The organism is Modicisalibacter sp. (assembly GCF_055145905.1).
Window position 1 is genome coordinate 1 of sequence record NZ_JBSREH010000013.1, and the last position, 22,463, is coordinate 22,463.

Sequence of the window (22,463 nt, forward strand, 5' to 3'; positions counted from 1 at the left end):
CCCGACGTGTCAAGCGGCGTTTTTCGTCGTGGCGATCGGTGAAAACCGATCCCGCGGCGGCCGCCGGCCTGCCGAATCGTGGGAGAGCATTCTAGGCGTTTCGAAGCGCTCTGGCAAGGGCGATTTTCATCGCCGCCTTCCAGAAACCTTCGAGGAAACAACCACTTGCTTCTCCTCTCCACCGCCGGCGACGTGTCCCGTCGTCGGCAGCGGATGCGTACTTTACGGATCACAACGGCGGGATGCAAGCCCTTTCTTGCGACCAGGGTCGAAAAAAATCGACCACCCCGCCACACGTCCTATTCTGCCGCGCTTTCCGCCGCCTCCCGCGGGCGCCCGACCTCGTCGACCAGCGACAGGATCGAACGGTAGGGAATGCCGCCGTGGGCCGCCAGGCCGATCTCGCAGGTCCTCGAGTTGGAGTAGCCCACCTCGCAGCCGGCGACCGCCTCGGCCAGCCCCGTCAGCGCCGAGGCATTGAGCTCCGGCACCTGCAGGCCCTTGTCACCGGCGAAGCCGCAGCAGGTGATCTCCGGCGGCACCACCACCTCCTCGGCACAGGCCCGGGCCAGGGCGATGAAGGTGTCGGCCAGCCCCATGCGCGTACTCGAGCAGGTGACATGCACGGCGACACGCGCCTTCTTGGGCGTGATGGCAAGCCGCGGCAGCACCTGGTCATGCACAAAGCCCACCGGCTCGTGCAGCGCGAGACGCGCATCCAGGGTTTCCTGCATGCGCAGCGTGCAGGGGCTGGTGTCACAGAGAACCGGATAGCGGCCGTTCTCGCTGGCGGCCAGCAGGGCGGCGTTGAGTTCACCCGCCTTGCGGTCGGCTTCCGCGAACTGCCCCTTGGACTGAAATGCCATGCCGCAGCACTGCCCGCCCAGCGATTCCGGCAGGATGACCTCGAAACCCGCCTTGTCGAGCAGCGACAGCGTCACCTCCATCACCGAGCGCGTCTCGTCATCGCCTCGCGAGCGACCGAACACCCGTGTCGCACACGAGGGCAGATAGACCACTCGGGGCGCCCCCGGCTTCTCGCGGCGCGGCCGGTCGAGCACGCGCACCGGTGCCGCGTCCGGCAGCGTCGGCAGCCACTGCGGCAGGCGCTGTCCGCTGGCCCGCCGCAGCGTGCCGGTGAACCGTGTCATCGCCGGCGTACCCAGTAGCCCATGCGTCATGTCGGCGGCCTTAAGCGCCCCGCGGGCCAGCTGCGTCACGCCATTGAAATGGGCACCGAGACGATGCGCCATCCCCGCCTTGCCGGCCTGGTGGTCGTGCCGCCACGCCCGCACCAAATCGCCAGTATTGATGCCCACCGGGCACTGGGTCGCACACAGCCCGTCGGCCGCACAGGTATCGATGCCGTCGTAGACATACCCCTCGCGCAGCGTTGCCAGCCGTTCGCGGGCCTCGGCGTCGGCCTGCTCGCCCAGGGCCTCGAGCCGGGCCATCTCGCGACGCACGACGATCCGCTGGCGCGGCGTCAGCGTCAGGGCCCGCGACGGGCACACCGACTCGCAGAAGCCGCACTCGATACAGGTATCGACAATCGGGTCGGCGGCCGGCAGCGGCTTGAGGTTCTCCAGATGCAAGGTCGGGTTGCGACTCAGGATCACCTCGGGGTTGAGCAGGTTCCCGGGGTCGAACAGTGCCTTGATCGCCCACATCAGGGCATAGGCCTCGGTGCCCCACTCGCGCTCGACGAAGGGCGCCATGTTGCGCCCGGTACCGTGTTCGGCCTTGAGCGAGCCGCCATACTCGACCGCCACGAGCTGCGCCACGTCCTCCATCAGCGCCCGGTAGCGCTCGGTCTCGCCCGGCTTCTCGAACCCCTGGGGGAAGACGAAGTGCAGGTTGCCCTCCAGCGCATGACCGAAAAGGATCGCCTGAGCGTAGCCGTGGCGGCGGAACACTTCGGTGAGCGCCAGCACGCCTTCGTCGAGACGCTCGACCGGGAAGGCGACATCCTCGATCACCACCGTGGTGCCGACCTCACGCACGGCCCCCACCGCCGGAAACAGCCCCTTGCGGATCTTCCAGTAGAGGGCGTACTGCGCCGGGTCGCGGGTGAAGACCACCGGCTCCAGCGTGGCCACCCCCTGCAGGGCCGCCTGCACCGCCTCGATGCGCGCGGCCAGCTGCCCGGCATCGTCGCCGCGCACATCGACGAGCAGTGCCGCGGCTCCCTCGGGCAGGGTCGCCAGCGCCTCCGGCATGCCGGGCTGGTCGGCCACCGAGCGCAGCGCCGCCCGGTCCATCAGCTCCACCGCCGAGACCGGCGTGGCCTTGAGCGCGATGGTCGCCCGGCAGGTGGTCGCCATGTCGGGGAAGAAGATCAGCGCCGCCGCCTTCTCGGGCTCGTCGGGCACGGTGTCGTAGGTGATGGCGCTGATGAAGCCCAGCGTGCCCTCGGAGCCGATCATCAGGCGCGTCAGGATATCCAGGCCGTCGCGGTAGTCGACCAGGCTGTTGAGCGCATAGCCGGTGGTGTTCTTCAGCCGGTACTTGTGACGGATCTTCTCGGCGAGGGCCGTATTGGCCCGCGTCTCGCGCCCCAGCCGCTCCAGCTCGTCGAGCAGCTTGTCGTGCGAATCCCTGAAGGCCGCCACGCTGTCCGGGTCGGCGGTATCCAGGCAGGTGCCGTCGGCCAGCACCACTCGCAGGTCGCGCAGGGTGCGATAGCTGTTCTGCGCCGTGCCGCAGCACATGCCCGAGGCGTTGTTGGCGGCGATGCCGCCGATCATGCAGCTGCCGATCGACGCCGGGTCGGGACCGATCTTGCGCCCGTACGGCGCCAGCAGCTGATTGGCCCGGGCGCCGATGATTCCCGGTTGCAGGCGGATCGCTCGCCCCGCGTCGAGAATCGCGTACTCGCGCCAGCCCTGGTTGAGCTGGATCAGCACCGAATCACCGACGGCCTGGCCGGACAGCGAGGTGCCCGCGGCGCGAAACGTCATCGGCAGCCCGCGCTCCCGGCAGGCGCGCATCACGACACCCAGCTCCGCCTCGTCGAGAGGGCGCACCACCAACTGCGGAATCAGCCGGTAGAAGCTGGCATCGGAACCATAGGCCAGCAGGCGCAGCGGATCATGGATCAGGCGCTCGTCGGGCAGCGTTTCGCGCAGCGCCTCGAGCAGGTCACGATAGGCCGGCGTCATGCGTCCGCCTGCCCGGGGGCGTCAGCATGGCGCACGATCACCACCAGTTCGCGAGGGCCGTGGACCCCGTAGGCCAGCGTCTGCTCGATGTCCGCGGTCTTGCTGGGCCCGGAGATCAGCAGCGCATTGGTGGGCATGCCCTGCGCCCAGCCGTGAGCCTCGACCACGTCGAAGAAGGTGTCCTCGATGGTCTCGGCGTCCAGCACGGCGATGTGCAGCGGCGGCACCAGGCTCAGCCGGCGCGGCTCGTCGGGGGTCGGCCACAGCCACAGGCTGCCGGTCTCGGCGATGGCACCCCGGGTCGAGGTCAGGCCGGCCTCCAGCGTCTCGAACTGCTCGCGACTCCAGGCCGCAATATCACGGTCGGCATCGACCAGCATCACGCCGCCGTCGGCCAGCGCCGCCCGCGCCTCGACGGCGACCGGGTGTTCGCGCCCCACACCGAGTCGGGTCACGCCCTTGTCGCGCAGGACGGCGGCCAGGGCCTGCGTCCATTCGCCCCGCGCGGCGTGATGCACCTCGCCGTGCACCGCGGTGATCATCGACTCGAAACGCGCCAGCCGCTCGGCGGGCGTCCAGCCGCGCCCGGTCATCACCGAGAAGTCGCTCTCGGGCGCACTCAGCGCCCCGTCGGCACGTTCGCGCAGGCGCTTGAGAATGGTCTCGCGGGCACTCATGACTCGCTCTCCCCGGTGGTGTCGTGGTCCTGGCGATGGCGCTTGACCAACGCATGCAGCGTGGTCGATGCCGGCTTCGGTGCGGTGCGGTAGTCGGTCCAGGGACGCAGCGTCGACGGCGCCAGCCCGCGCAGCTTGCCGGCCATGCCGGTACCGGCCCGCCAGGCCCCGGGATGGGTGGCCAGCCACTGCCAGCTCTTCCAGGCGAACACCTCCTTGCGGTTGCGCTTGACCCCGGCCCCCGGCACGTTGCCGCGCCCCTCGCCGACCGACTCCTTGCGCAGCCGCACCAGCAGATCGGGAATCGGAATCTTCACCGGACACACCTCGCCGCAGGCCCCGCACAGGCTCGACGCGCTGGGCAGGTCGCGGGTCGCCTCCAGGCCCATCAGGTGCGGCATCAGGATCTTGCCGATCGGCCCCGGATAGGTGGTGCCGTAGGTATGCCCGCCCACCCGGGTGTAGACCGGACAGTGGTTCATGCACGCCCCGCAGCGGATGCAGCGCAGGGTGTCGAGCAGCTCGTCGTCCTGGTAGATGGCCGAGCGCCCGTTGTCGACCAGCACCAGGTGGACCTCCTCGGGCCCATCATGCTCGTCCGCCCGGCGCGGCCCGGAGATCATGTTGAAGTAGGTGGTCACCGGCTGGCCGGTCGCCGAACGGGTCAGCAGCGCATAGAGCGGCGGCACGTCGCGCAGCTGCTCGACCACCTTCTCGATGCCGGTCACCGCGATGTGCACCGGCGGCACCGTGGTGGTCATGCGGCCGTTGCCCTCGTTCTCGACCAGGCACAGCGTGCCGGTCTCGGCGACCGCGAAGTTGACCCCCGAGATCCCCACGTCGGCGGCCATGAAGCGCTCGCGCAGCTGGGCACGCGCCGCCGCGGTCATGGCGTCCACGTCGCGGGTACGCTCGGTGCCGGTCTTGTCGTGGAGGATGTCCGAGATCTCGTCGGTGTTGAGGTGGATCGCCGGCATGATGATGTGCGAGGGCGTCTGCTCGTTGAGCTGCACGAGGTACTCGCCGAGATCCGACTCCAGCGCCTCGATGCCCGCCGCCTCGAGATGCGCATTGAGGTGCATCTCCTCGGAGACCATCGACTTGCCCTTGATCACCGCCTTCGCCTCGCGCGCCTGGCAGATCTCGCGGACGATGCGGCAGGCCTCGTCACCGTCGCCGGCCCAGTGCACGCGGATGCCGTTGGCCTGGCAGTTGGCCTCGAGCTGCTCGAGCAGGTCCGGCAGGCGGGACAGCGCGCGCAGGCGAATGTTGGCGCCCAGCTCGCGCAGCGTCTCCACGTCCCACTCGCTGAAGACGCTGCGCCGCTTGTCCATCAGCCCGTCCATGGCGCGCCGGAAATTGCTGCGGATCTGCGGGTTGCCCAGCGCGTCATGCGCCTGGCGATGGAAGGCCTGCGGGGTATAGGTCTGAACGCTCATGAGGTGCGCCTCCACAGATAGCTGGCGATGTGTTCGCCACGCACCGGGCGCTGCTGCTGCTCGAGGTGGCCGTCGATGTTCATCAGGCAGCCGCAGTCCGAGGTCACGAAGTGCTCGGCGCCGGCCTCCTCGATGGCGCGCGCCTTGTCGTCGACCATCGCCCCCGAGACTTCCGGGTGGCGTACCGCGAAGGTCCCGCCGAAGCCGCAGCACTCCGCCGCGCGCGCCTGCTCGACCAGCTCCACGTGCTCGAGCTGGCCGAGCAGCGCCGGGCCGGTGTCGGCCACCCCCATCTCGCGTCGGGCACTGCACGAGGTGTGCATCGCCACGCGCTGCGGCTCGCCGCGATCGGTCAGCGTCACATGGCAGACATGCACCAGGAACTCGGTCAGCTCGAAGATCCGCCCGGCCAGCTCGCGGGCCTGCGCCTCGCGCCCGGTGCCGGCGAACAGCTGCGGGTAATGGGTACGCATCATCCCGCCGCACGACCCGGAGGGCACGATCACCGGCCACGGCTCGGGGAACAGGTCGAGCTGCGCGGCCGCCACCGCCCGGGCCTCGTCATGGTAGCCGGAGGTGTAGGCCGGCTGGCCGCAACAGGTCTGGTCGTCGGGAAACACCACCTCGATGCCCTCCCGCTCGAGCAGGCGGATGCCGTCGAGCCCGGCGCCGGGATAGAAGAGATCGATCAGACAGGTGCCATAGAAGTACACCTTGTCCGGCCTGGGGGGGTATTGCTTGAGTGGCGTCATGTCCTCTCCTCGAGCCAGTTGCGTCGCGACCCGGGCACCGCGCCGCGCTGGCGCCGAGCTCTAATTGGTAAAACCAATTGACAATTGATGTTGGGGAACCTTATGGGCAAGGTTAGGCGAGAGTCAAACGTCAGCGTAACAAACTCGCCGTCCGACGCTTTAGACTTTGGTATTGCCTGCCCGAGCGGCAACGGCAACTTGTTGTCATACCACTGAAATCCCCTGTCTCCAGCGAGGTTGCGAGCGCCCGGCATCTCGCTAGAATTGGTAAAACCAATTTGACATTAGCCGCCCCGTCACGCCTTTGACACAATCTGTCGACCGCTCGCGACAGGGCGGGCCCAGCCACCCGGTATCCCGAGAACACGTCATGGTCTATCAGCCGGTCCGACAACCGCGTATCGCCGACGTCATCACCGAACGCCTCGAGTCGATGATCCTCGAGGGCAGCCTGGCGCCGGGCCAGCGACTGCCGTCGGAACGCGAACTGGCCGAGCGCTTCGGCGTGTCGCGCCCCTCGCTGCGCGAGGCGATCCAGAAGCTCTCGGCCCGCGGCCTGCTGAGCAGCCGTCAGGGCGGCGGCACCTTCGTCAGCGAGGAACTCAAGAGCGGCTATAGCGACCCGCTGCTGGAGATGCTCTCGCGCCACGGCGAGTTCCATCTCGACCTGCTCGAGTTCCGCGACGCCCTGGAAGGCATCGCCGCCTATTACGCGGCCCTGCGCTCCACCCCGGCCGACAAGGAACTGCTGATCCGGCGCTTCGAGGAGCTCCAGGCCAGCTACGCCGAGCCGGCGCTGCAGGACGACCCCAATCGCGAGGCCAAGGCCGACGCCGCCTTCCACCTGGCGATCGCCGAGGCAGGGCACAACGTGCTGCTGCTGCATACCATCCGCGGCATCTTCCACCTGCTGGAGAAGAGCATCGTCTCCAACCTGGCGCACCTGTTCGAGAAGCCGGGTTCCCGCGAGCAGCTGATGACCCAGCACCGCGCGCTGCTCGATGCCATCCTCGAGGGCCGTCCGGAGGACGCCCGCCTGCTGGCCCACGAGCACCTGGTGTTCGTCGAGGAAGGGCTGCTCGAACTGGAGCGCGCCGAGACCCGCGCCCAGCGTGCCCTGCGCCGCGCCCAGGCCCTGCCCGAACGCGGCGACTGATTCCACGAGCCCGAGGAGCGCCCATGCAGGCCACCCGCTTGCCCAGACGCTGGCGTCGACTGTTGCTGCTGCTGGTCCCGCTGGGGCTGGCCCTGAGCGTCTGGCAGGTCTCGCTGCTGGCCCGCGAGGAAGCGCTCGATGCCCTGTACGCCGAGGGTCGCAACGAGCTGCGGCTGTCCGCCGCCGGCGTCTCCGCCTACCTGTCGCGCCACGACTACCTGCCGCACCTGCTGGCCAGCCGCGAGGCCGTGCGCTACGCCGTCACCCACCCCGACGATCCGGCGGCGGTGATGCGCCTCAACCGCCTGTTCGACGACTTCCGCGGCATTGCCGATGTCTCCGACATCTACCTGCTCGACGCCACCGGCACCACGCTCGCCGCCAGCAACTGGAACCTGCCGCACAGCTTCGTCGGCCAGAACTACGGCTTTCGTCCCTACTTCCTCGACGCCATGCAGGGGCGGATGGGGCGCTTCTACGGCCTGGGCACGCAATCCGGCGAGCGCGGCTACTACTTCTCGGCGCCGGTGCGCGTCACCGATGCCCGGGGCGGGCATATCGCCGGGGTGCTGGTGGTCAAAGTGCTGGTCGCGCCGCTGGAGGCCAACTGGACGAGCCTCAACGGCGAACTGCTGGTCAGCGACGAACACGGCGTGGTGTTCATGGCCAGCTCGCCGGGGCTGCGCCTGGCCAGCCTGCGTCCGCTGCAGGCCGGCGAGCGCGAGCGCCTGAACGCCACGCGCCGCTACGACGGCGCCCACCTGCCGCTCCTGGACCTGACTCGCCTGGGCCGGCGCCGCGACGGCTCGCGCCTGATGACCTTTGCCGCCGGCCCGCTGGAGGGGGAGCGCTTCCTCTCGGTGACCCGCGAGCTGCCGGCCCTGAACTGGCAGATGCGCATGCTCAAGCCGCTGCACTCCCTGGAAAGCGCCCAGTGGCAGGCCGGCATGCTGGCCGCCGGGCTCTACGGCGTGGTGATCCTCGCCGGCGGCATCGGCTGGCAGCGCTGGCGCCTGCGCCGGGAGCGCGAGCTGTTCGCCAGTCGCGAGCGTCGGGCCCTGGCCGAGGGGCAGGCCCGGGTGCGCGGCATCATCGACCGCACCCGCGCCGGCCTGCTGGTGCTCGACGAGCATGCCGCCCTGACCTACCTCAACCCCACCGCCCAAGCGCTGTTCGGCCAGACGCCGCAGAGCGTCGAGGGGCGCCACCTCACCGAGCTGCTCGCGCCGGCCGATGCGCGCAGCATCGCCGCCCTGCGCCACGCCCGCCAGTCGCCGGCCATCGAGGTGCTGGCCCTGCGCCCCGGCGGCGACGGCATTCCCCTGGAGCTCACCGTCAGCCGGCTGGTCAGCCCCCACGGCCAGCGCTGGCTGGCCACGGTGTTCGACATCAGCGAACGCAAGGCCCAGGAACACGCCCTGGCCCGCGCCCGCGACCAGCTGGAGCAACGAGTCGCCGAGCGCACCCGCGATCTGCTGGCCTCCAACCAGCGGCTGTCCTCGGAGATCGACGAGCGCAAGCGCGCCGAGGCCAGTCTGCGCCAGACCCAGGACGAGCTGGTCCAGGCCGCCAAGCTGGCGGTCCTCGGCCAGATGGCGGCGGGCATCAACCACGAGCTCAATCAGCCGCTGGCGGCGATCCGCGCCTACGCCGAGAATGCCCGGACCTTCATCGAGCGCGGCCGCCACGAGACCGCCGACGCCAACCTCGAGCAGATCGTCGAGCTCACCGCACGGATGGCCGAGATCAGCGCCCAGCTCAAGCAGTTCTCGCGCAGAAGCGGCGACAACCTGGCCCCCGTCTCCGTGCAGGCGAGCTTCGGCTACGCCCTGCGCCTGTACCGCTCGCGGCTGGTCGATGCCGGGGTGACGATCACCCGTGACTGGCCGCCCGGCGATGTCTGGGTGCATGCCGACCTGGTGCGCCTCGAGCAGGTGCTGGTCAACCTGATCGGCAACGCCCTGCAGGCGATGAGCGAGACGCCCGAGCCGCACCTGTGGCTGCGCATCCGGCCCGGCGAGACGGTGCGCATCGAGGTGCGCGACAATGGTCCGGGCATCGCCGAGGATCACCTCGGCCGGGTCTTCGAGCCCTTCTTCACCACCAAGGCCACCGGCAAGGGGCTGGGCCTGGGGCTGTCGATCTCGGCGCGCATCATCGACGACCTGGGCGGCCAGCTCGACGCCGGCAACGTCGCGTCCGGCGGCGCCTGCTTCACCATCACCCTGCCGGCCTGTGCCGCGCCGGCCACCGCCGAGCCGCCCCCCGAGGAGGAACGCCATGCATGAGTCGGACGCCACCCCGGTGCTGATCGTCGACGACGAGGAACACCTGCGCATCACCGCCGGCCAGACCCTGGAGCTGGCCGGCTATCAGCCGCAGGCGGTCGGCGACGCCGAGTCCGCGCTGGCCCGGCTCGAGGCCGACTTCCCCGGCGTGGTGGTCAGCGACATCCGCATGCCCGGCATGGACGGTCTGGCGCTGCTGCGCGAAGTGCGCCGCCGCGACCCCGACCTGCCGGTGATCCTGATCACCGGCCACGGCGACATCTCCACGGCGGTGGAGGCGATGCGCGAGGGTGCCTGGGACTTCCTCGAGAAGCCCTTCGCCGGGGAGCGGCTCACCGACGTGGTGCGCCGCGCCGTCGAAAAGCGCCGGCTGAGCCTCGAGAACCGCCGCCTCAAGGCCGAACTGGAGGCCCAGCGCGCCGCCCCCGGCCCCCGCATCGTCGGCCGCACCCCGGCCATGCAGCACCTGACCACCATGCTCCAGCGCATCAGCCAGGTGGAAACCGACGTGCTGCTGTTCGGCGAGACGGGCGTGGGCAAGGACCTGGTCGCGCGCTCGCTGCACGAGCGCAGCCGGCGCGGCGGCCAGCCGTTCGTCGCCATCAACTGCGGGGCGGTGCCGGAGAACATCATCGAATCCGAGCTGTTCGGCCACGAGAAGGGCGCCTTCACCGGCGCGGTGGAACGGCGCATCGGCAAGTTCGAGCACGCCAGCGGCGGCAGCGTGTTCCTCGACGAGATCGAGTCGATGCCGCTGTCGCTGCAGGTCAAGCTGCTGCGCGTGCTGCAGGAACGCAGCATCGAGCGGCTGGGCTCGAATCGCGCCGTGCCCCTGGACATCCGGGTGATCGCCGCCACCAAGGTGGACCTCAGGGCGGCAGCCGAACGCGGCGAATTCCGCGAGGACCTCTACTACCGGCTCAACGTGGTGACCCTGCCGATCCCGCCGCTGCGCGAGCGCCGCGAGGACGTGCCGCTGCTCTTCCAGCATTTCGCGGTGGTCGCCGCCAATCGCAGCGGGCTCGAGGCACCGCCGCTGGACGCCGCCGGCGTCTCGGTGCTGATGGCCCACGACTGGCCGGGCAACGTGCGCGAGCTGCGCAACCTCGCCGAGCGCTTCGTGCTGCTGGGCGCGGCCGACGATTACCGGCTCGATCGCCTGCTGGAGGGCCACGACGGCGGTGCCACCGCGCTGACCCTGCCCCGCCAGGTCGAGCTGTTCGAGAAGAGCCTGATCAGTCAGGCGCTCGCCACGCATCACGGCCGGGTCAGCACCGTCTGCGCGCACCTGGGCCTGCCGCGCAAGACCCTCTACGACAAGCTCAGGAAGTACGACCTGCCCGCCGAGGACTATCGCCAGCGCCCGGGCGCCGACTGAGCGGGCTTACTGCCGCACGCTCATTGCCACAGTCGGGTGCTGTGGGCCAGCAGGTCGAGCAGGGTCTGCCAGGGCGGCAGCCAGGGCGCCAGCCCGGCCGCCAGCAGCAGCATGACCATCGAGTTGCCCGGCTCCCGATAGTCGAACAGCTTCATCGCCGTGCCGAAGGAGCGCTTGAGCCGCGAGCCGACCAGGTCGACGCTGTAGAGCTCGTCGAGCAGCAGGTGGATAATGCCCCCCACCACCAGGGCCACGCCCTGCGCCCAGGCCTGCCAGGCCGGCTGGGCGAGCCATTGATAGCTCAGCGCGGTGGTGGTCAGCCCGCACAGGCCCATCGCCAGCAGCGAGTGCCAGATGCCGCGGTGCACGCTGAAGCGCCGGAAGATCGCCCCGGCGCCGTAGCGCACCGCGACATACAGCCCGCCGCAGCCGACCAGCAGCATCGCCGGGCTGACCCGCCCCTGCAGCCAGCAGGCGCCGGCGACCACCGCCAGCAGGGCGAAGAGGTTGAAGATCAGGCGAATGGCCCGGGAATGGTCGGAGTCGATGTCCGGCAGGATGCCGCCGAAGGCGGTCAGTGCAGCCAGCGAGGCGCCCTCGGGGGGCGTCCACAGGGTCGCCTGCCAGCCGCCGACGGCCAGCAGCGCGCCACCGGCCACGGCCACGCTGAAATGAGTCTTGAAGTCGGCCACGCGCCGCCACCTGCGAATGACTGGATGTAAATCCAGATTATCGCGCACGGCACCTCGGAAAAACAATCAGTTGAGCGCGAGAAACCGGCCCCCGGAGCGCCGTCCGGAGGCCCGGGCCGTCAGGCGGGATCGGTTGCGGCGAGGTACTCGTCCTTCAGCGTGACGTAGTTGCCGGCGGTATAGGTGAAGAACTGCCGCTCGGCCTCCTTCAGGGGGCGCAGCGACCGGGCCGGGTTGCCGGCGTAGACGTGCCCGCTTTCCAGGCGCTTGCCGGGCGTGACCACCGCGCCGGCGGCGATGATCACCTCGTCCTCGACCACGGCGCCATCCATGATGGTGGCATTCATGCCCACCAGCACCCGGTCGCCCACGGTGCAGCCGTGCAGGATCGCCTTGTGACCGATGGTCACGTCGTCGCCGATGCTCAGCGGGTAGCCGCCGGGGTTGTAGTCGCTGGCGTGGGTGATGTGCAGCACGCTGCCATCCTGAATGCTGACCCGCGCACCGACGCGGATGCGGTGCATGTCGCCGCGCACCACCGCCATCGGCCACACCGAGCAGTCGTCGCCCAGCGTCACGTCGCCCAGCACCACGCAGTCCGGGTCGATGTAGACGCGCTCGCCGAGCTGCGGCGTGTAGCCGCGAAAGGTTCTCAGGTTCATGATTCGTCACCTCCTCGCGATTCAGAACAGTCCCGACAGCAGTACCACCACCACCAGCGGAATGGAAACGTAGCGCACCAGGGCGCGCCAGGTGCGGAAGCCGCCCGGCCCGGCATCCAGGGCACGCTCGGCGGCCTCGGCGGACATCACCCAGGCCGCGAAGATGGCGATCAGCAGCCCGCCCACGGGCAGGAAGAAATCGGTGGGCACGGTGGTCACCAGATCGAAGAAGTTCATCTCGCCGATCCAGTGCACGTCGGCCATGGTCGAGAACGACAGCACCGACAGCAGGCCCACGGCCCAGACCGCGATGCCCACCAGCGCCGCCGAGCGGCCGCGCTTGAGCCCGGCGCCCTGCAGGGTGGCGACCATCGGCTCGGCGAGGTTGATCGACGAGGTCCAGGTGGCCAGCAGCAGCAGCAGGAAGAACACCGCCAGCCACAGCGAGCCGCCGGGCAGTTCGGCGAAGGCGATCGGCAGGGTGACGAACATCAGCCCCGGGCCCTCGCCGGGGTCCAGGCCCTGCGAGAACACCACCGAAAAGATGGCGATGCCCGAGAGCAGCGCCACCAGCACGTCGAGCACCGCCACCGCGGCCACCGCCCGCGGCAGGCTCTGGTGATCCGGCATGTAGGCGCCGTAGGCCATCAGCGCACAGGCGCCCACCGCCAGGGTGAAGAAGGCATGGCCCATGGCGTTGAGCACCACCGACAGCGTGATCGCCGAGGCATCGGGGGTGAACAGCCAGGCCATCGCCGTGCCGAAGCCGTGCGTGGTGGTGGCGTAGACGGCCAGCACGATCAGCAGCAGATAGAGCAGCGGCATCAGCAGGTTGTTGAGCTTCTCGAGTCCGCCGGAGATGCCCGCGGCGACCACCGACATGGTCAGCAGCATGAACAGGGTATGGTTGAAGGTCATGCGCAGCGGGTCGGCGAGGAAGTCGTTGAAGTTGGCGCCGATCGCCTGCGGCGTGCCGCCGGCGAAGTTGCCGTTGATCGACTCCACCAGGTACTCGATCGACCAGCCGGAGACCACCGAGTAGAACGACAGGATGAAGAACACGGTGATCACCCCGAACACGCCGAGCCAGCGCCAGTGCGGCGAGGCCCCGGCGGCCCGCGCCAGGTGGCCGAGCGACTGCATGGGGCTGCGCCGTCCGGCGCGGCCGATGAGGATCTCGGCCATCATCACCGGCAGCCCCAGCAGCACCACGAAGGCGATGTAGAGCAGCAGGAAGGCCGAGCCGCCGTTCTCGCCGGTCATGTAGGGGAAGCGCCAGATATTGCCCAGTCCCACCGCGGCGCCGGTGACCGCCAGTATGAATGCACGCCGGCTGCTCCAGCGCTCCAGTGTCTCTTTCATCGCTCGTGTCCCTTGTTGTCCCGCCACGGGCGCCGGCGCGGCCTGCCGTGCCGACGGCGCTCGAAAGCCGCAAGCCTAGCAGGGGCGGCGCGGCACGGGAATGGCGCCGCCCGGGCGATCGTCGATGCGGCGTTGAAACCCGCCGGGTGCGGCCGCATCTAACAAACAGTTCCCCTTCTTGCAGACGAGGCCACCGCGCATGTCCCGCAACCCCTTGCTCGAGACCCACACCCTGCCGCCCTTCGCCGAGATCCGGCCGGAACACGTGGTGCCGGCGATCGAGCGGATCCTCGACGAGAACCGTGACGCCATCGATCGGCTCGCCGCCCGGGCGGAGCGCGAGACGCCCATCTGGGAGAGCCTCGCCGCGCCCCTGGAAGCGCTCAACGACCGCCTGTCCCAGGCCTGGTCGCCGGTCTCGCACTTGAACGGCACGATGAACAACCCCGAGCTGCGCGAGGCCTACCAGGCCTGCCTGGCCAGGCTCTCCGAATACGGCACCTGGCTGGGCCAGCACGAGGGGCTGTTCCGCGCCTACCAGTCCCTCAGGGACTCGCCGGCCTGGGCCGAGCTCGATGCCGCCCAGCAGCGCTCGGTCGACAACACCCTGCGCGACTTCCGGCTCGCCGGCGTCGATCTGCCGGCCGACGCCAAGCGGCGCTACGGCGAGATCCAGGCCCGGCTCTCCGAGCTGTCCAACACCTTCGCCAACCAGGTGCTCGACGCCACCCAGGCCTGGCACAAGGACGTCACCGACGCCAACGCCCTCGACGGCCTGCCGCAGAGCGCCCTGGACACCCTCAGGGCCAACGCCGAGGCCAAGGGCGTCGACGGCTATCGCATCACCCTCGACTTCCCCAGCTTCTTCCCGGTGATCTCCTACGCCAGCGACCGCGAGCTGCGCCGCGAGATCTACACCGCCTTCGTCACCCGCGCCTCGGACGTCGGCCCCGATGCCGGCGAGTTCGACAACGCACCGGTCATCGAGGAGATCCTCGCCCTGCGCCAGGAACTGGCCACGCTGCTCGGCTTTGCCACCTATGCCGACTACTCGCTGGCCACCAAGATGGCCGAGTCGCCGCGCCAGGTGCTCGACTTCCTCGCCGACCTCGCCGAGCGCGCCCACCCCCAGGCGCAGGAGGAGTTCAACGAGCTCGAGGCCTTCGCCCGGGAGTCGCTCGGCCTCGAGAGCCTCGAGCCGTGGGATGTCGGCTACGCCAGCGAGAAGCTGCGCGAGGCGCGCTACGCCATCTCGCCGGAACAGCTGCGCCCCTACTTCCCGGCGCCGCAGGTGATCGACGGGCTGTTCCGCGTCACCGGGCGGCTCTATGGCCTGCGCTTCGTCGAGGACGAGACGGCCCCGCGCTACCATCCGGACGTGCGCTACTACACGATCCACGACGGTGACACGCCGATCGCCGGCTTCTACCTCGACCTCTATGCCCGCGAGGGCAAGCACGGCGGCGCCTGGATGGACGAGTGCCGGGTGCGCCGCCAGCGCGAGGACGGCAGCCTGCAGCTGCCGGTGGCCTACCTGACCTGCAACTTCACCCGGCCGGTGGGCGAGCGGCCCGCGCTGCTCACCCACGACGAGGTGCTGACGCTGTTCCACGAGTTCGGTCACGGCCTGCACCACATGCTCACCCGGCAGACCGTCGCCGACGTCTCCGGCATCAACGGCGTGGCCTGGGATGCGGTCGAGCTGCCCAGCCAGTTCATGGAAAACTTCTGCTGGGAGCGCGAGGGGCTGGACATGATCGCCGCCCACGTCGATACCGGCGAGCGCCTGCCCGACACGCTGCTCGACAGGCTGCAGGCGGCGCGCAACTTCCAGTCGGCGATGGGCATGCTGCGCCAGCTGGAGTTCTCGCTGTTCGACTTCCGCCTCCACCACGAACTCGACGCCCCCTCGGCGGCCGACGTCCAGGCGCTGCTCGACGACGTGCGCGATCGCTACTCGGTGGTGCCGCGGGTCGACTTCAACCGCTTCCAGAACAGCTTCAGCCACATCTTCGCCGGCGGCTACGCGGCCGGCTACTACAGCTACAAGTGGGCGGAGGTGCTCTCCGCCGATGCCTACAGCGCCTTCGAGGAAGCCGGTATCTTCGATCCCGAAACCGGTGCCCGCTTCCGCTACCATATCCTCGAGGCCGGCGGCTCGCGGGATGCGGCAGAGCTGTTCAAGGCCTTCCGCGGCCGCGATCCCAGCGTCGACGCGCTGCTGCGCCACAGCGGCATCCGCGCCGCCTGACACCGCCCGCCACCATCCACCCGCGCCCCCGGCTCGCCGGGGGCTCGTCACAGGAGGGCCCATGGCCATCCAGAAACGCTTCATCGCCGGGGCGATCTGCCCACGCTGCGCCGCCATGGACAAGATCCGCACCTGGGAACAGCACGGCATCCGCTACCGGGACTGCGTGGCCTGCGATTTCTTCGAGCAGCTGCCCATCGAGGACGAGACCGCGCCGGAGCTCACCACCCGGGTCAACCAGCCGCGCGAGGAGGAGCAAGACAACAGCGTGACCCCGGTGCGCATCCTCGACCCCAAGGGCTGAGCGCGGGCTCCCCCCGAACGCAAAAACCCCGCCTTTCGGCGGGGTTTCTGTTTCATCTCGGGGCGTCGCGTTCACGACAGCAGGTTGGGCAGCCACAGCGAGATCGCCGGGATGTAGGTGATGGCGATCAGGAACAGCAGCAACAGGCACAGCCACGGCAGCGCCGCCTTGATCACCCAGCCGATCGAGCGGTTGGTGATCCCCGCGGTGACGAACAGGTTGAGTCCCACCGGTGGCGTGAGCATGCCGATCTCCATGTTGACCACCATGATGATGCCCAAGTGGATGGGGTCGATGCCCAGCTGCATGGCGATCGGGAACAGGATCGGCGCCATGATCAGCAGGATCGCCGACGGCTCCATGAAGTTGCCCGCCGCCAGCAGCAGCAGGTTGACGACGATCAGGAACCCCCACGCCGGCAGGCCCCAGGAGACGATCGCCTCGGCGATGTGATGGGGAATGCGCTCGGTGGTCAGCACGTGGGCGAAGAGCATGGCGTTGGCGATGATGAACAGCAGCATCATCGACACCTTGGCGCCATCCAGCACCACCTCGCGCACCTCGCGGTTGACGAACGAGCCGACCAGCGCCAGCGGCGTCTGCCACAGGTTGCGCACGGCCGCCGCGGCCAGGTTCTCGTCGGGGCGCTTCCAGGGAATGCCCTTGAGCGGGCCCATGTCGCGGTAGCCGATCACCGCCACCAGCCAGGCGTAGATCGCGGCGATCGCCGCCGCCTCGGTGGGGCTGGCCACGCCGCCGTAGATCGAGCCCAGCACCAGCAGGATCAACAGCAGCCCGGCCGTGGCCTTGCCGCCGGAGCGCAGCAGCGCGCCGAACCCCGGGAACGGCTGGGCGGGCAGCTTCATGCGCCGCGCCGAGATATAGATGGCCAGCATCAGGATCGAGCCCATCATCAGCCCGGGGATCAGGCCGGCCATGAACATCTTGGCCGCCGAGACCTCGGTGGCCGCCGAGTAGACCAGCATGACGATCGACGGCGGAATCAGGATGCCCAGCGTGCCGGCGTTGGCGATCGCCCCGGCGGCATAGGACTCCGGGTAGCCCTGACGGACCATGCCGGCGATGACGATCGAACCGATCGCCGCCACCGTGGCCGGCGAGGAGCCGGAGACCGCGGCGAACAGCATGCAGGCCAGCACCGAGGCCATCGCCAGGCCGCCCTTGACGTGGCCCACCGCGTCGGTCGCGAAGTTGATCAGCCGCCGCGCCACCCCGCCGGTGGAAAGGAAGGCGCTCGACAGGATGAAGAAGGGAATCGCCAGCAGCGTGTAGTGATTCGAGACCGACTCGAACAGCTTGATGGCGATCGAGCCCAGCGAATCATTGGAGAACAGCAGGATCGTGGTCACGCTGGAGAAGCCCAGCGCGAAGGCAATCGGCATGCCCAGGAAGATGGCGCCGAACAGCAGGATGAACAGGGTCGCGATGGTCATGAGCGGCCCTCCTTGTCATGGGGCTCGTCGGCGGCGCCCTCTTCGGCGAGACGCAGGCTCTCCTCGCCCTCGTCGGAGAAGCCGAAGCCGTCGGCCTCATCCTTGATCACGCGCCAGCCGAGCTCGAGAAAGCGCAGCACCAGAAGGCCCAGGCCGATCGGCAGGATCAGGGTCGCCTGCCACTTGGGTATGGGGATGTCCTGCAGCTCGATGCCGATCATCTTGGTCAGCGACAGGTACTGGTAGCTGCCGACCAGCAGCAGGCCGCAGTAGGTCAGGCACACCGCCAGGGCGACGAGGGTGACGATGCGGCGTCCGCCGCGCGGCAGCTTCTTGACCAGCACGTCGACGCCGATGTGGGCGCCGTGCTTGATCCCCCAGGAGGCGCCGAACAGCACGAACCAGCCCGACAGGTAGAGCGAGGCCTCCTGCGCCCAGCTGATCCCCTCGGCCAGCACGAAGCGATAGAACACCTCGACACCCACCAGCAGCACCATGGCCACCAGCAGCGCCGAGAAGATCGCCTCCTCCAGCTTGTTGAGCCAACGTACAATCATGGTCTTTCCTCATGGAGACAACGACGGCGCCCCGGGGGGCGCCGTCGCCGGATGCCTCGGGCCGATCAGCCCTCGTTGTTGGCGGCCCGGGCGGCGTCGATCACGTCCTGGCCGATCTCGTCGGAGAACTGGTCCCACACCGGCTTCATGGCGTCGACCCACTGCTGACGCTGTTCCGGCGTCAGGTCGATGATCTCGGACTTGCCGGAGTCGATGATCGCCTGCTTGGCGTCCTGGTTCTCCTTGGCGGCGATGTCGTTGCCGTAGGCGATCGCCTGGTCGAGCGCCTTCTTGACCACCGGGCGCACGTCGTCGGGCAGGCCGTTCCAGAAGCGCGCCGAGGAGACCACCATGTAGTCCAGCAGGCCGTGGTTGGACTCGGTGATGTAGGGCTGCACCTCGTAGAACTTCTGCGAGTAGATGTTGGAGTAGGTGTTCTCCTGGCCGTCGATGGCGTCGGTCTGCAGCAGCATGAAGACCTCGGAGAACGGCTTCTTCAGCGGCGCGGCGTCGACCGCCTCGAACTGCGCCTCGAGCACGTCGGAGGTCATGATGCGGAACTTCTTGCCGGCGGCGTCGGAGGGCACGCGCAGCGGCTCGGAGGCGGAGAGCTGCTTCATGCCGTTATGCAGGTAGCCCAGACCGATCAGGCCCTTGGGCTCCAGCGAGGTCAGCAGCTTCTGGCCGGTCTCGCTGCTCTGGAAACGCTCCACGGCGTCCATGTCCTTGAACAGGAACGGCAGGTCGAAGACCTGGAGCTGCTTGGTGTACTTCTGGAACTTGGACAGGGCCGGCGCGGCGAGCTGGACGTCGCCGAGCAGCATGGCCTCGAGCACCTGGTCATCGCCGTAGAGCTGCGAGTTGGGATACACCTCGACGTCGACCTGATCGCCGACCGAGCTCTCCTCGACCAGTTCCTTGAACTTCTCGGCCATCTGCCCCTTCGGCGTGTTCGGGGCCACCACGTGGGAGAACTTGATGGTGATCGGGTCGGCCATGGCGCTGCCGGCCATCATGACACCGGCGGCGAGGGCGGTCAGGGAAGCGAGCTTGAGCGTGCGCATGTTGTATTGGCTCCTTGCGGCTATTGTTGCGATTGTCGTGTCGGGCCGCCGCAGCGACCTGTCGCCCAACCCCTTGGCAATCGCTGTGCCAATTCCGCAAAAACCAGATATTACAATGACATGGACACAAACAGGCTGACTTTACCGAAGGCGTTATCACGTCATGCGTGCGAAGATCCACACAGCTCATTCAGGCTTTTGTGCGGGAACCCGCACACTTTTATCGCTCCGCGCACTCACCCCCGCAAACGAACACCCACAAACGAAAAAACCCCACCGTAGGGGTGGGGTCCGTGAATCACGCATACCGCATGGCCGTCAGGCGAGGTTGTCGAGGATGCGCAGCGCCGGGGTGGCCTGGTTGAGCGTGTAGAAGTGCAGCCCCGGGGCGCCGCCGTCGAGCAGCCGCTGACAAAGCCGGGACACCACCTCCTCGCCGAAGGCCTGGATGCTCTCGCTGTCGTCGCCGTAGGCCTCGAGCTGCTTGCGGATCCAGCGCGGGATCTCGGCCCCGCAGGCATCCGAGAAGCGCGCCAGCTTGGTGTAGTTGGTGATCGGCATGATGCCCGGCACGATCGGCTTGTCGACCCCCAGGGCCCGCGCCCGCTCGGCGAAGTGGAAATACGCCTCGGCACTGAAGAAGTACTGGGTGATGGCCAGATCGGCACCGGCCTGCATCTTGCGCGCGAAGTTCTGCAGGTCGTGCTCGAGACTCGGCGCCTGCGGATGGGCCTCGGGGTAGGCGGCCACCGCGATCTCGAAATGATCGCCGGTCTCGGCACGGATGAACTCGACCAGCTCGTTGGCGTAGCGCAGCTCGCCGACGCCGCCCATGCCCGAGGGCAGGTCACCGCGCAGCGCCACCAGGCTGTCGATGCCGTCGGCGCGGTAGCGCTCGAGCAACTCGCGCACCTGGGCCTTTTCGCTGCCGATGCACGACAGGTGCGGTGCGGTGCTGATGCCGCCGTCGCGGACGCGCTGTACCGTTTCATGCGTCCGCGCCTGGGTCGACCCGCCGGCGCCGTAGGTCACCGAGAAGAAGCGCGGCTTGCGCTCGGCCAGGGCATCCCGGGCAGCCATGAGCTTCTCCCGCCCGGCATCGGTATTGGGGGGAAAGAATTCGAAGCTGATGCCCAGCGGATGCTCGTGTGCGCTCATCGGTCAACCCTTGTCGTTTCCATGCGTGCAGAATGCCCGCATTGTGCCCGCCGGGCTTGCCGACGACCAATGAAAGTTTCGAGGTCGATCATGAAGCCCGGTCATGTTGCCGGCTCGCCCTCGGCACTGGCCATGAGCGCGGGTCATGATCACGCCGGCGACGGCGTCTGGCAGTCACCGCCGGTCAGGCAGGCCCGCCCCTCGAGCTGCAGCGTGGCATGATGGATGCCGAAGCGCTCGTGCAGCCGGGCGTAGGCCTCGCGCAGCACACGATCATTGTCCGCCTCGGCGTCCACAACCAGATGCAGGCTGAGCAGCGGGTCCTGGGGCGTCAGCCCCCAGAGGTGCACGTCATGGACGTCGCTGACCCCTTCCACCGAGGCCAGCGCCTCGTGGATCTCGGCGATCTCGACCCCGTCCGGGGTGCCCTCGAGCAGGGTATGGGCACTGCGCCGAACGATCTTCCAGGCCCCGCGCAGGATCAGCGCCGCGGCAAGCAGCGACAGCAGCGGGTCGGCGACGTCCCAGCCGGTGAACATGATCACCAGCGAGGCGACGATCGCCGCCACCGAACCGAGCAGGTCGCCCATCACGTGCAGGATGGCGCCACGCAGGTTGATGTTGTCGCGGTCGCCGGCATGCAGGATGGCGAACCCCCCGAGGTTGACCAGCAGCCCCAGCACGGCGACGCCCATCATGGTTCCGGCCATGACGTCCACCGGGGCATAGAAGCGCTTGATGGCGGCGATCACGATGCCCACGCCGATCGCCAGCAGGGTCAGGCCGTTGACGAAGGCCGCCAGCACCTGGAAGCGCTGGTAGCCGAAGGTGCGGCGGGCGTCCGGCGCGCGCCGCCCGAGGCGGAAGGCGAACAGCGCCAGCCCCAGCGAGGCGGCGTCGCTGACCATGTGCCCGGCATCGGCCAGCAGCGCCAGCGACCCGGACCACCAGCCACCGATGACCTCGGCCAGCATGAAGCCGGCGGTCAGCCACATCGCCAGGCGCACCCGGCGTTCGCTGTCGGCGGTCACGGTGGGCGCATGGTCGTGGTCATGATCGTGATCATGGCCGTGATGGTGAGCGTGATCGTGCGCCATGAAGGGCTCCTGTTGCCGAATGGACCCTGATTACCGCACCTGTAGTGGCTACAGGGTCAAGCGGGACGCCGCCGCCCCAGCCAGCCGCTGCCCACCAGCATGCCCAGCGTGATCAGTCCCGCCGCCAGCGCCAGCCACGACGTCGGCGCGGCGTAACCAGCGACGATCAGCACCACAGTCGACAGCAGCGGCGTGAAATAGGCCAGCAGTCCGAGCAGCCGCAGGTTGCCGTGCTTGACGCCCACATCCCAGGTGAAGAAGGCGCTGCCCACCGGCCCCAGTCCCAGGCCGACCACGCCCAGCCAGCCGAGCCCCTGGGGCCAGCGCGACGGCTCGAACAGCGCGTGGCAGAGCGCAGCGAGCAGCGCGGTGACCAGGCAGAAGCCGCCCACCGCGGCGGTCGGTACCGCACGCTGGGTGCGCAACAGTACCGAATAGCCGCTCCACAGGAAGGCGCAGGCGAAGGCCGCCGCATACCCCAGCACGCTGCCGGCCGCCGACACGTCGCCGCCCACCAGCAGTGCCGCACCGGCAAAGCCCAGCAGGCCGCCGACCACGTGGTTGGCGCGCAGCCGCTCGCCCGGCAGCAGGGCGACGAAAATCACGATCAGCAGCGGCCACAGGTAGCTGATCAACCCGGCGTTGGCGGGCGGCGCGTTCTGCTGGGCGACGAAGTACAGCGCGTGATAGCCGAACAGGCCGCCGACGCCCAGCGCCCAGACCCTCGGCGGCTGGCGCAGCGGCGCGATCAGCGATTGCCCGCGCACGCCCAGCCAGACGGCGAAGCAGACGAAGGCGATGGCGAATGCCAGGGCGGTGAGCAGAAACGGCGGCACCGGCCCGGCCAGCTGGGTCAGCGTGGCCAGCAGCGCCCAGTTGAGCACGGTGGTGGCGCCGATCGCCGTGGCGCGGGGATCGGCGGTGGGCGTCTCGTGACGCGTGGTCATGGCAGCGACTCCCATAAAGACGGATGACGGAGACGCCCAGTCTGCCGCCCCGCGGCGGGGCCGG

General features: G+C 68.9%; 18 protein-coding genes. 5 read left to right on the forward strand and 13 right to left on the reverse strand.

Annotation, left to right across the window (positions count from 1 at the left end):
- Positions 1-299: 299 nt before the first annotated feature.
- The 4 genes from ACTCB7_RS04700 to ACTCB7_RS04715 are packed head-to-tail and all read right to left on the reverse strand — an operon-like array spanning position 300 to position 6,029.
- Positions 300-3,161 carry an FAD-binding and (Fe-S)-binding domain-containing protein gene (locus ACTCB7_RS04700; RefSeq protein WP_463005733.1) on the reverse strand — a complete coding sequence of 954 codons (2,862 nt, stop codon included), beginning with the start codon at positions 3,159-3,161 and terminating at the stop codon, positions 300-302.
- The gene (locus ACTCB7_RS04705) at positions 3,158-3,838 is read right to left on the reverse strand and encodes a LutC/YkgG family protein (RefSeq protein WP_163647820.1); all 681 of its coding nucleotides are present in this window, start codon (positions 3,836-3,838) and stop codon (positions 3,158-3,160) included. The genes ACTCB7_RS04700 and ACTCB7_RS04705 overlap by 4 nt, the downstream gene beginning before the upstream one ends.
- Positions 3,835-5,277 carry a LutB/LldF family L-lactate oxidation iron-sulfur protein gene (locus ACTCB7_RS04710; RefSeq protein WP_463005734.1) on the reverse strand — a complete coding sequence of 481 codons (1,443 nt, stop codon included), beginning with the start codon at positions 5,275-5,277 and terminating at the stop codon, positions 3,835-3,837. The genes ACTCB7_RS04705 and ACTCB7_RS04710 overlap by 4 nt, the downstream gene beginning before the upstream one ends.
- The gene (locus ACTCB7_RS04715; protein WP_463005735.1) at positions 5,274-6,029 is read right to left on the reverse strand and encodes a (Fe-S)-binding protein; all 756 of its coding nucleotides are present in this window, start codon (positions 6,027-6,029) and stop codon (positions 5,274-5,276) included. The genes ACTCB7_RS04710 and ACTCB7_RS04715 overlap by 4 nt, the downstream gene beginning before the upstream one ends.
- Positions 6,030-6,399: 370 nt before the next feature.
- On the opposite strand from ACTCB7_RS04715, the gene ACTCB7_RS04720 reads away from it, so the two are divergent.
- From ACTCB7_RS04720 to ACTCB7_RS04730, 3 genes are read left to right on the forward strand one after another with little or no spacing between them, the layout of a single operon-like run.
- A complete protein-coding gene (locus tag ACTCB7_RS04720) occupies positions 6,400-7,185 on the forward strand; it encodes a GntR family transcriptional regulator (protein ID WP_463005736.1) in 786 nt (261 codons plus the stop codon).
- Positions 7,186-7,208: 23 nt separating this feature from the next.
- Positions 7,209-9,473 (forward strand): ATP-binding protein, encoded by a 2,265-nt coding sequence (locus ACTCB7_RS04725; RefSeq protein ID WP_463005737.1) that lies wholly within the window; start codon positions 7,209-7,211, stop codon positions 9,471-9,473.
- Positions 9,466-10,851 (forward strand): sigma-54-dependent transcriptional regulator, encoded by a 1,386-nt coding sequence (locus ACTCB7_RS04730; protein ID WP_463005738.1) that lies wholly within the window; start codon positions 9,466-9,468, stop codon positions 10,849-10,851. The genes ACTCB7_RS04725 and ACTCB7_RS04730 overlap by 8 nt, the downstream gene beginning before the upstream one ends.
- 20 nt (positions 10,852-10,871) lie before the next feature.
- On the opposite strand, the gene ACTCB7_RS04735 is transcribed toward ACTCB7_RS04730, so the two are convergent.
- From ACTCB7_RS04735 to ACTCB7_RS04745, 3 genes are all read right to left on the reverse strand, one after another.
- Positions 10,872-11,543: a metal-dependent hydrolase gene (locus ACTCB7_RS04735; RefSeq protein WP_463005739.1), complete on the reverse strand. Its 672-nt coding sequence runs from the start codon at positions 11,541-11,543 to the stop codon at positions 10,872-10,874.
- A 119-nt stretch (positions 11,544-11,662) separates the two neighbouring features.
- Positions 11,663-12,205: a gamma carbonic anhydrase family protein gene (locus ACTCB7_RS04740; RefSeq protein WP_463005740.1), complete on the reverse strand. Its 543-nt coding sequence runs from the start codon at positions 12,203-12,205 to the stop codon at positions 11,663-11,665.
- Positions 12,206-12,226: 21 nt separating this feature from the next.
- Entirely contained in the window at positions 12,227-13,567 is a 1,341-nt protein-coding gene (locus ACTCB7_RS04745; RefSeq protein ID WP_463005741.1) for a sodium-dependent transporter, read from the reverse strand.
- A gap of 199 nt (positions 13,568-13,766) precedes the next feature.
- On the opposite strand from ACTCB7_RS04745, the gene prlC reads away from it, so the two are divergent.
- Both prlC and ACTCB7_RS04755 read left to right on the forward strand, forming a co-directional pair.
- Positions 13,767-15,818, forward strand: coding sequence for an oligopeptidase A (gene prlC / locus ACTCB7_RS04750; RefSeq protein ID WP_463005742.1), 2,052 nt, complete (start codon positions 13,767-13,769; stop codon positions 15,816-15,818).
- Between the two features lie 61 nt (positions 15,819-15,879).
- Positions 15,880-16,122, forward strand: coding sequence for a YheV family putative zinc ribbon protein (locus tag ACTCB7_RS04755; protein ID WP_224415946.1), 243 nt, complete (start codon positions 15,880-15,882; stop codon positions 16,120-16,122).
- Positions 16,123-16,193: 71 nt separating this feature from the next.
- On the opposite strand, the gene ACTCB7_RS04760 is transcribed toward ACTCB7_RS04755, so the two are convergent.
- From ACTCB7_RS04760 to yddG, 6 genes are all read right to left on the reverse strand, one after another.
- Positions 16,194-17,576 carry a TRAP transporter large permease gene (locus ACTCB7_RS04760; RefSeq protein WP_463005743.1) on the reverse strand — a complete coding sequence of 461 codons (1,383 nt, stop codon included), beginning with the start codon at positions 17,574-17,576 and terminating at the stop codon, positions 16,194-16,196.
- Positions 17,573-18,133 carry a TRAP transporter small permease gene (locus ACTCB7_RS04765; protein ID WP_224415947.1) on the reverse strand — a complete coding sequence of 187 codons (561 nt, stop codon included), beginning with the start codon at positions 18,131-18,133 and terminating at the stop codon, positions 17,573-17,575. The genes ACTCB7_RS04760 and ACTCB7_RS04765 overlap by 4 nt, the downstream gene beginning before the upstream one ends.
- A 65-nt stretch (positions 18,134-18,198) precedes the next feature.
- The gene (locus ACTCB7_RS04770) at positions 18,199-19,197 is read right to left on the reverse strand and encodes a TRAP transporter substrate-binding protein (RefSeq protein WP_463005744.1); all 999 of its coding nucleotides are present in this window, start codon (positions 19,195-19,197) and stop codon (positions 18,199-18,201) included.
- Between the two features lie 318 nt (positions 19,198-19,515).
- Complete coding sequence (metF, locus tag ACTCB7_RS04775) at positions 19,516-20,355, reverse strand: methylenetetrahydrofolate reductase [NAD(P)H] (RefSeq protein ID WP_463005745.1); 840 nt, start codon at positions 20,353-20,355, stop codon at positions 19,516-19,518.
- A gap of 149 nt (positions 20,356-20,504) precedes the next feature.
- On the reverse strand, positions 20,505-21,452 hold the full coding sequence (locus tag ACTCB7_RS04780; RefSeq protein WP_463005746.1) for a cation diffusion facilitator family transporter: 948 nt from the start codon (positions 21,450-21,452) through the stop codon (positions 20,505-20,507).
- Between the two features lie 56 nt (positions 21,453-21,508).
- On the reverse strand, positions 21,509-22,399 hold the full coding sequence (gene yddG / locus ACTCB7_RS04785; protein ID WP_224415951.1) for an aromatic amino acid exporter YddG: 891 nt from the start codon (positions 22,397-22,399) through the stop codon (positions 21,509-21,511).
- Positions 22,400-22,463 lie beyond the last annotated feature (64 nt).

Excerpts from the sequence above, each read along its gene's own strand:
- ACTCB7_RS04700 (WP_463005733.1), bottom strand. The coding sequence starts at position 3,161 with ATGACGCCGGCCTATCGTGACCTGCTCGAGGCGCTGCGCGAAACGCTG.
- ACTCB7_RS04705 (WP_163647820.1), bottom strand. The coding sequence starts at position 3,838 with ATGAGTGCCCGCGAGACCATTCTCAAGCGCCTGCGCGAACGTGCCGAC.
- ACTCB7_RS04710 (WP_463005734.1), bottom strand. The coding sequence starts at position 5,277 with ATGAGCGTTCAGACCTATACCCCGCAGGCCTTCCATCGCCAGGCGCAT.
- ACTCB7_RS04715 (WP_463005735.1), bottom strand. The coding sequence starts at position 6,029 with ATGACGCCACTCAAGCAATACCCCCCCAGGCCGGACAAGGTGTACTTC.
- ACTCB7_RS04720 (WP_463005736.1), top strand. The coding sequence starts at position 6,400 with ATGGTCTATCAGCCGGTCCGACAACCGCGTATCGCCGACGTCATCACC.
- ACTCB7_RS04725 (WP_463005737.1), top strand. The coding sequence starts at position 7,209 with ATGCAGGCCACCCGCTTGCCCAGACGCTGGCGTCGACTGTTGCTGCTG.
- ACTCB7_RS04730 (WP_463005738.1), top strand. The coding sequence starts at position 9,466 with ATGCATGAGTCGGACGCCACCCCGGTGCTGATCGTCGACGACGAGGAA.
- ACTCB7_RS04740 (WP_463005740.1), bottom strand. The coding sequence starts at position 12,205 with ATGAACCTGAGAACCTTTCGCGGCTACACGCCGCAGCTCGGCGAGCGC.
- ACTCB7_RS04745 (WP_463005741.1), bottom strand. The coding sequence starts at position 13,567 with ATGAAAGAGACACTGGAGCGCTGGAGCAGCCGGCGTGCATTCATACTG.
- prlC (WP_463005742.1), top strand. The coding sequence starts at position 13,767 with ATGTCCCGCAACCCCTTGCTCGAGACCCACACCCTGCCGCCCTTCGCC.
- ACTCB7_RS04755 (WP_224415946.1), top strand. The coding sequence starts at position 15,880 with ATGGCCATCCAGAAACGCTTCATCGCCGGGGCGATCTGCCCACGCTGC.
- ACTCB7_RS04760 (WP_463005743.1), bottom strand. The coding sequence starts at position 17,576 with ATGACCATCGCGACCCTGTTCATCCTGCTGTTCGGCGCCATCTTCCTG.
- ACTCB7_RS04765 (WP_224415947.1), bottom strand. The coding sequence starts at position 18,133 with ATGATTGTACGTTGGCTCAACAAGCTGGAGGAGGCGATCTTCTCGGCG.
- ACTCB7_RS04770 (WP_463005744.1), bottom strand. The coding sequence starts at position 19,197 with ATGCGCACGCTCAAGCTCGCTTCCCTGACCGCCCTCGCCGCCGGTGTC.
- metF (WP_463005745.1), bottom strand. The coding sequence starts at position 20,355 with ATGAGCGCACACGAGCATCCGCTGGGCATCAGCTTCGAATTCTTTCCC.
- ACTCB7_RS04780 (WP_463005746.1), bottom strand. The coding sequence starts at position 21,452 with ATGGCGCACGATCACGCTCACCATCACGGCCATGATCACGATCATGAC.
- yddG (WP_224415951.1), bottom strand. The coding sequence starts at position 22,399 with ATGACCACGCGTCACGAGACGCCCACCGCCGATCCCCGCGCCACGGCG.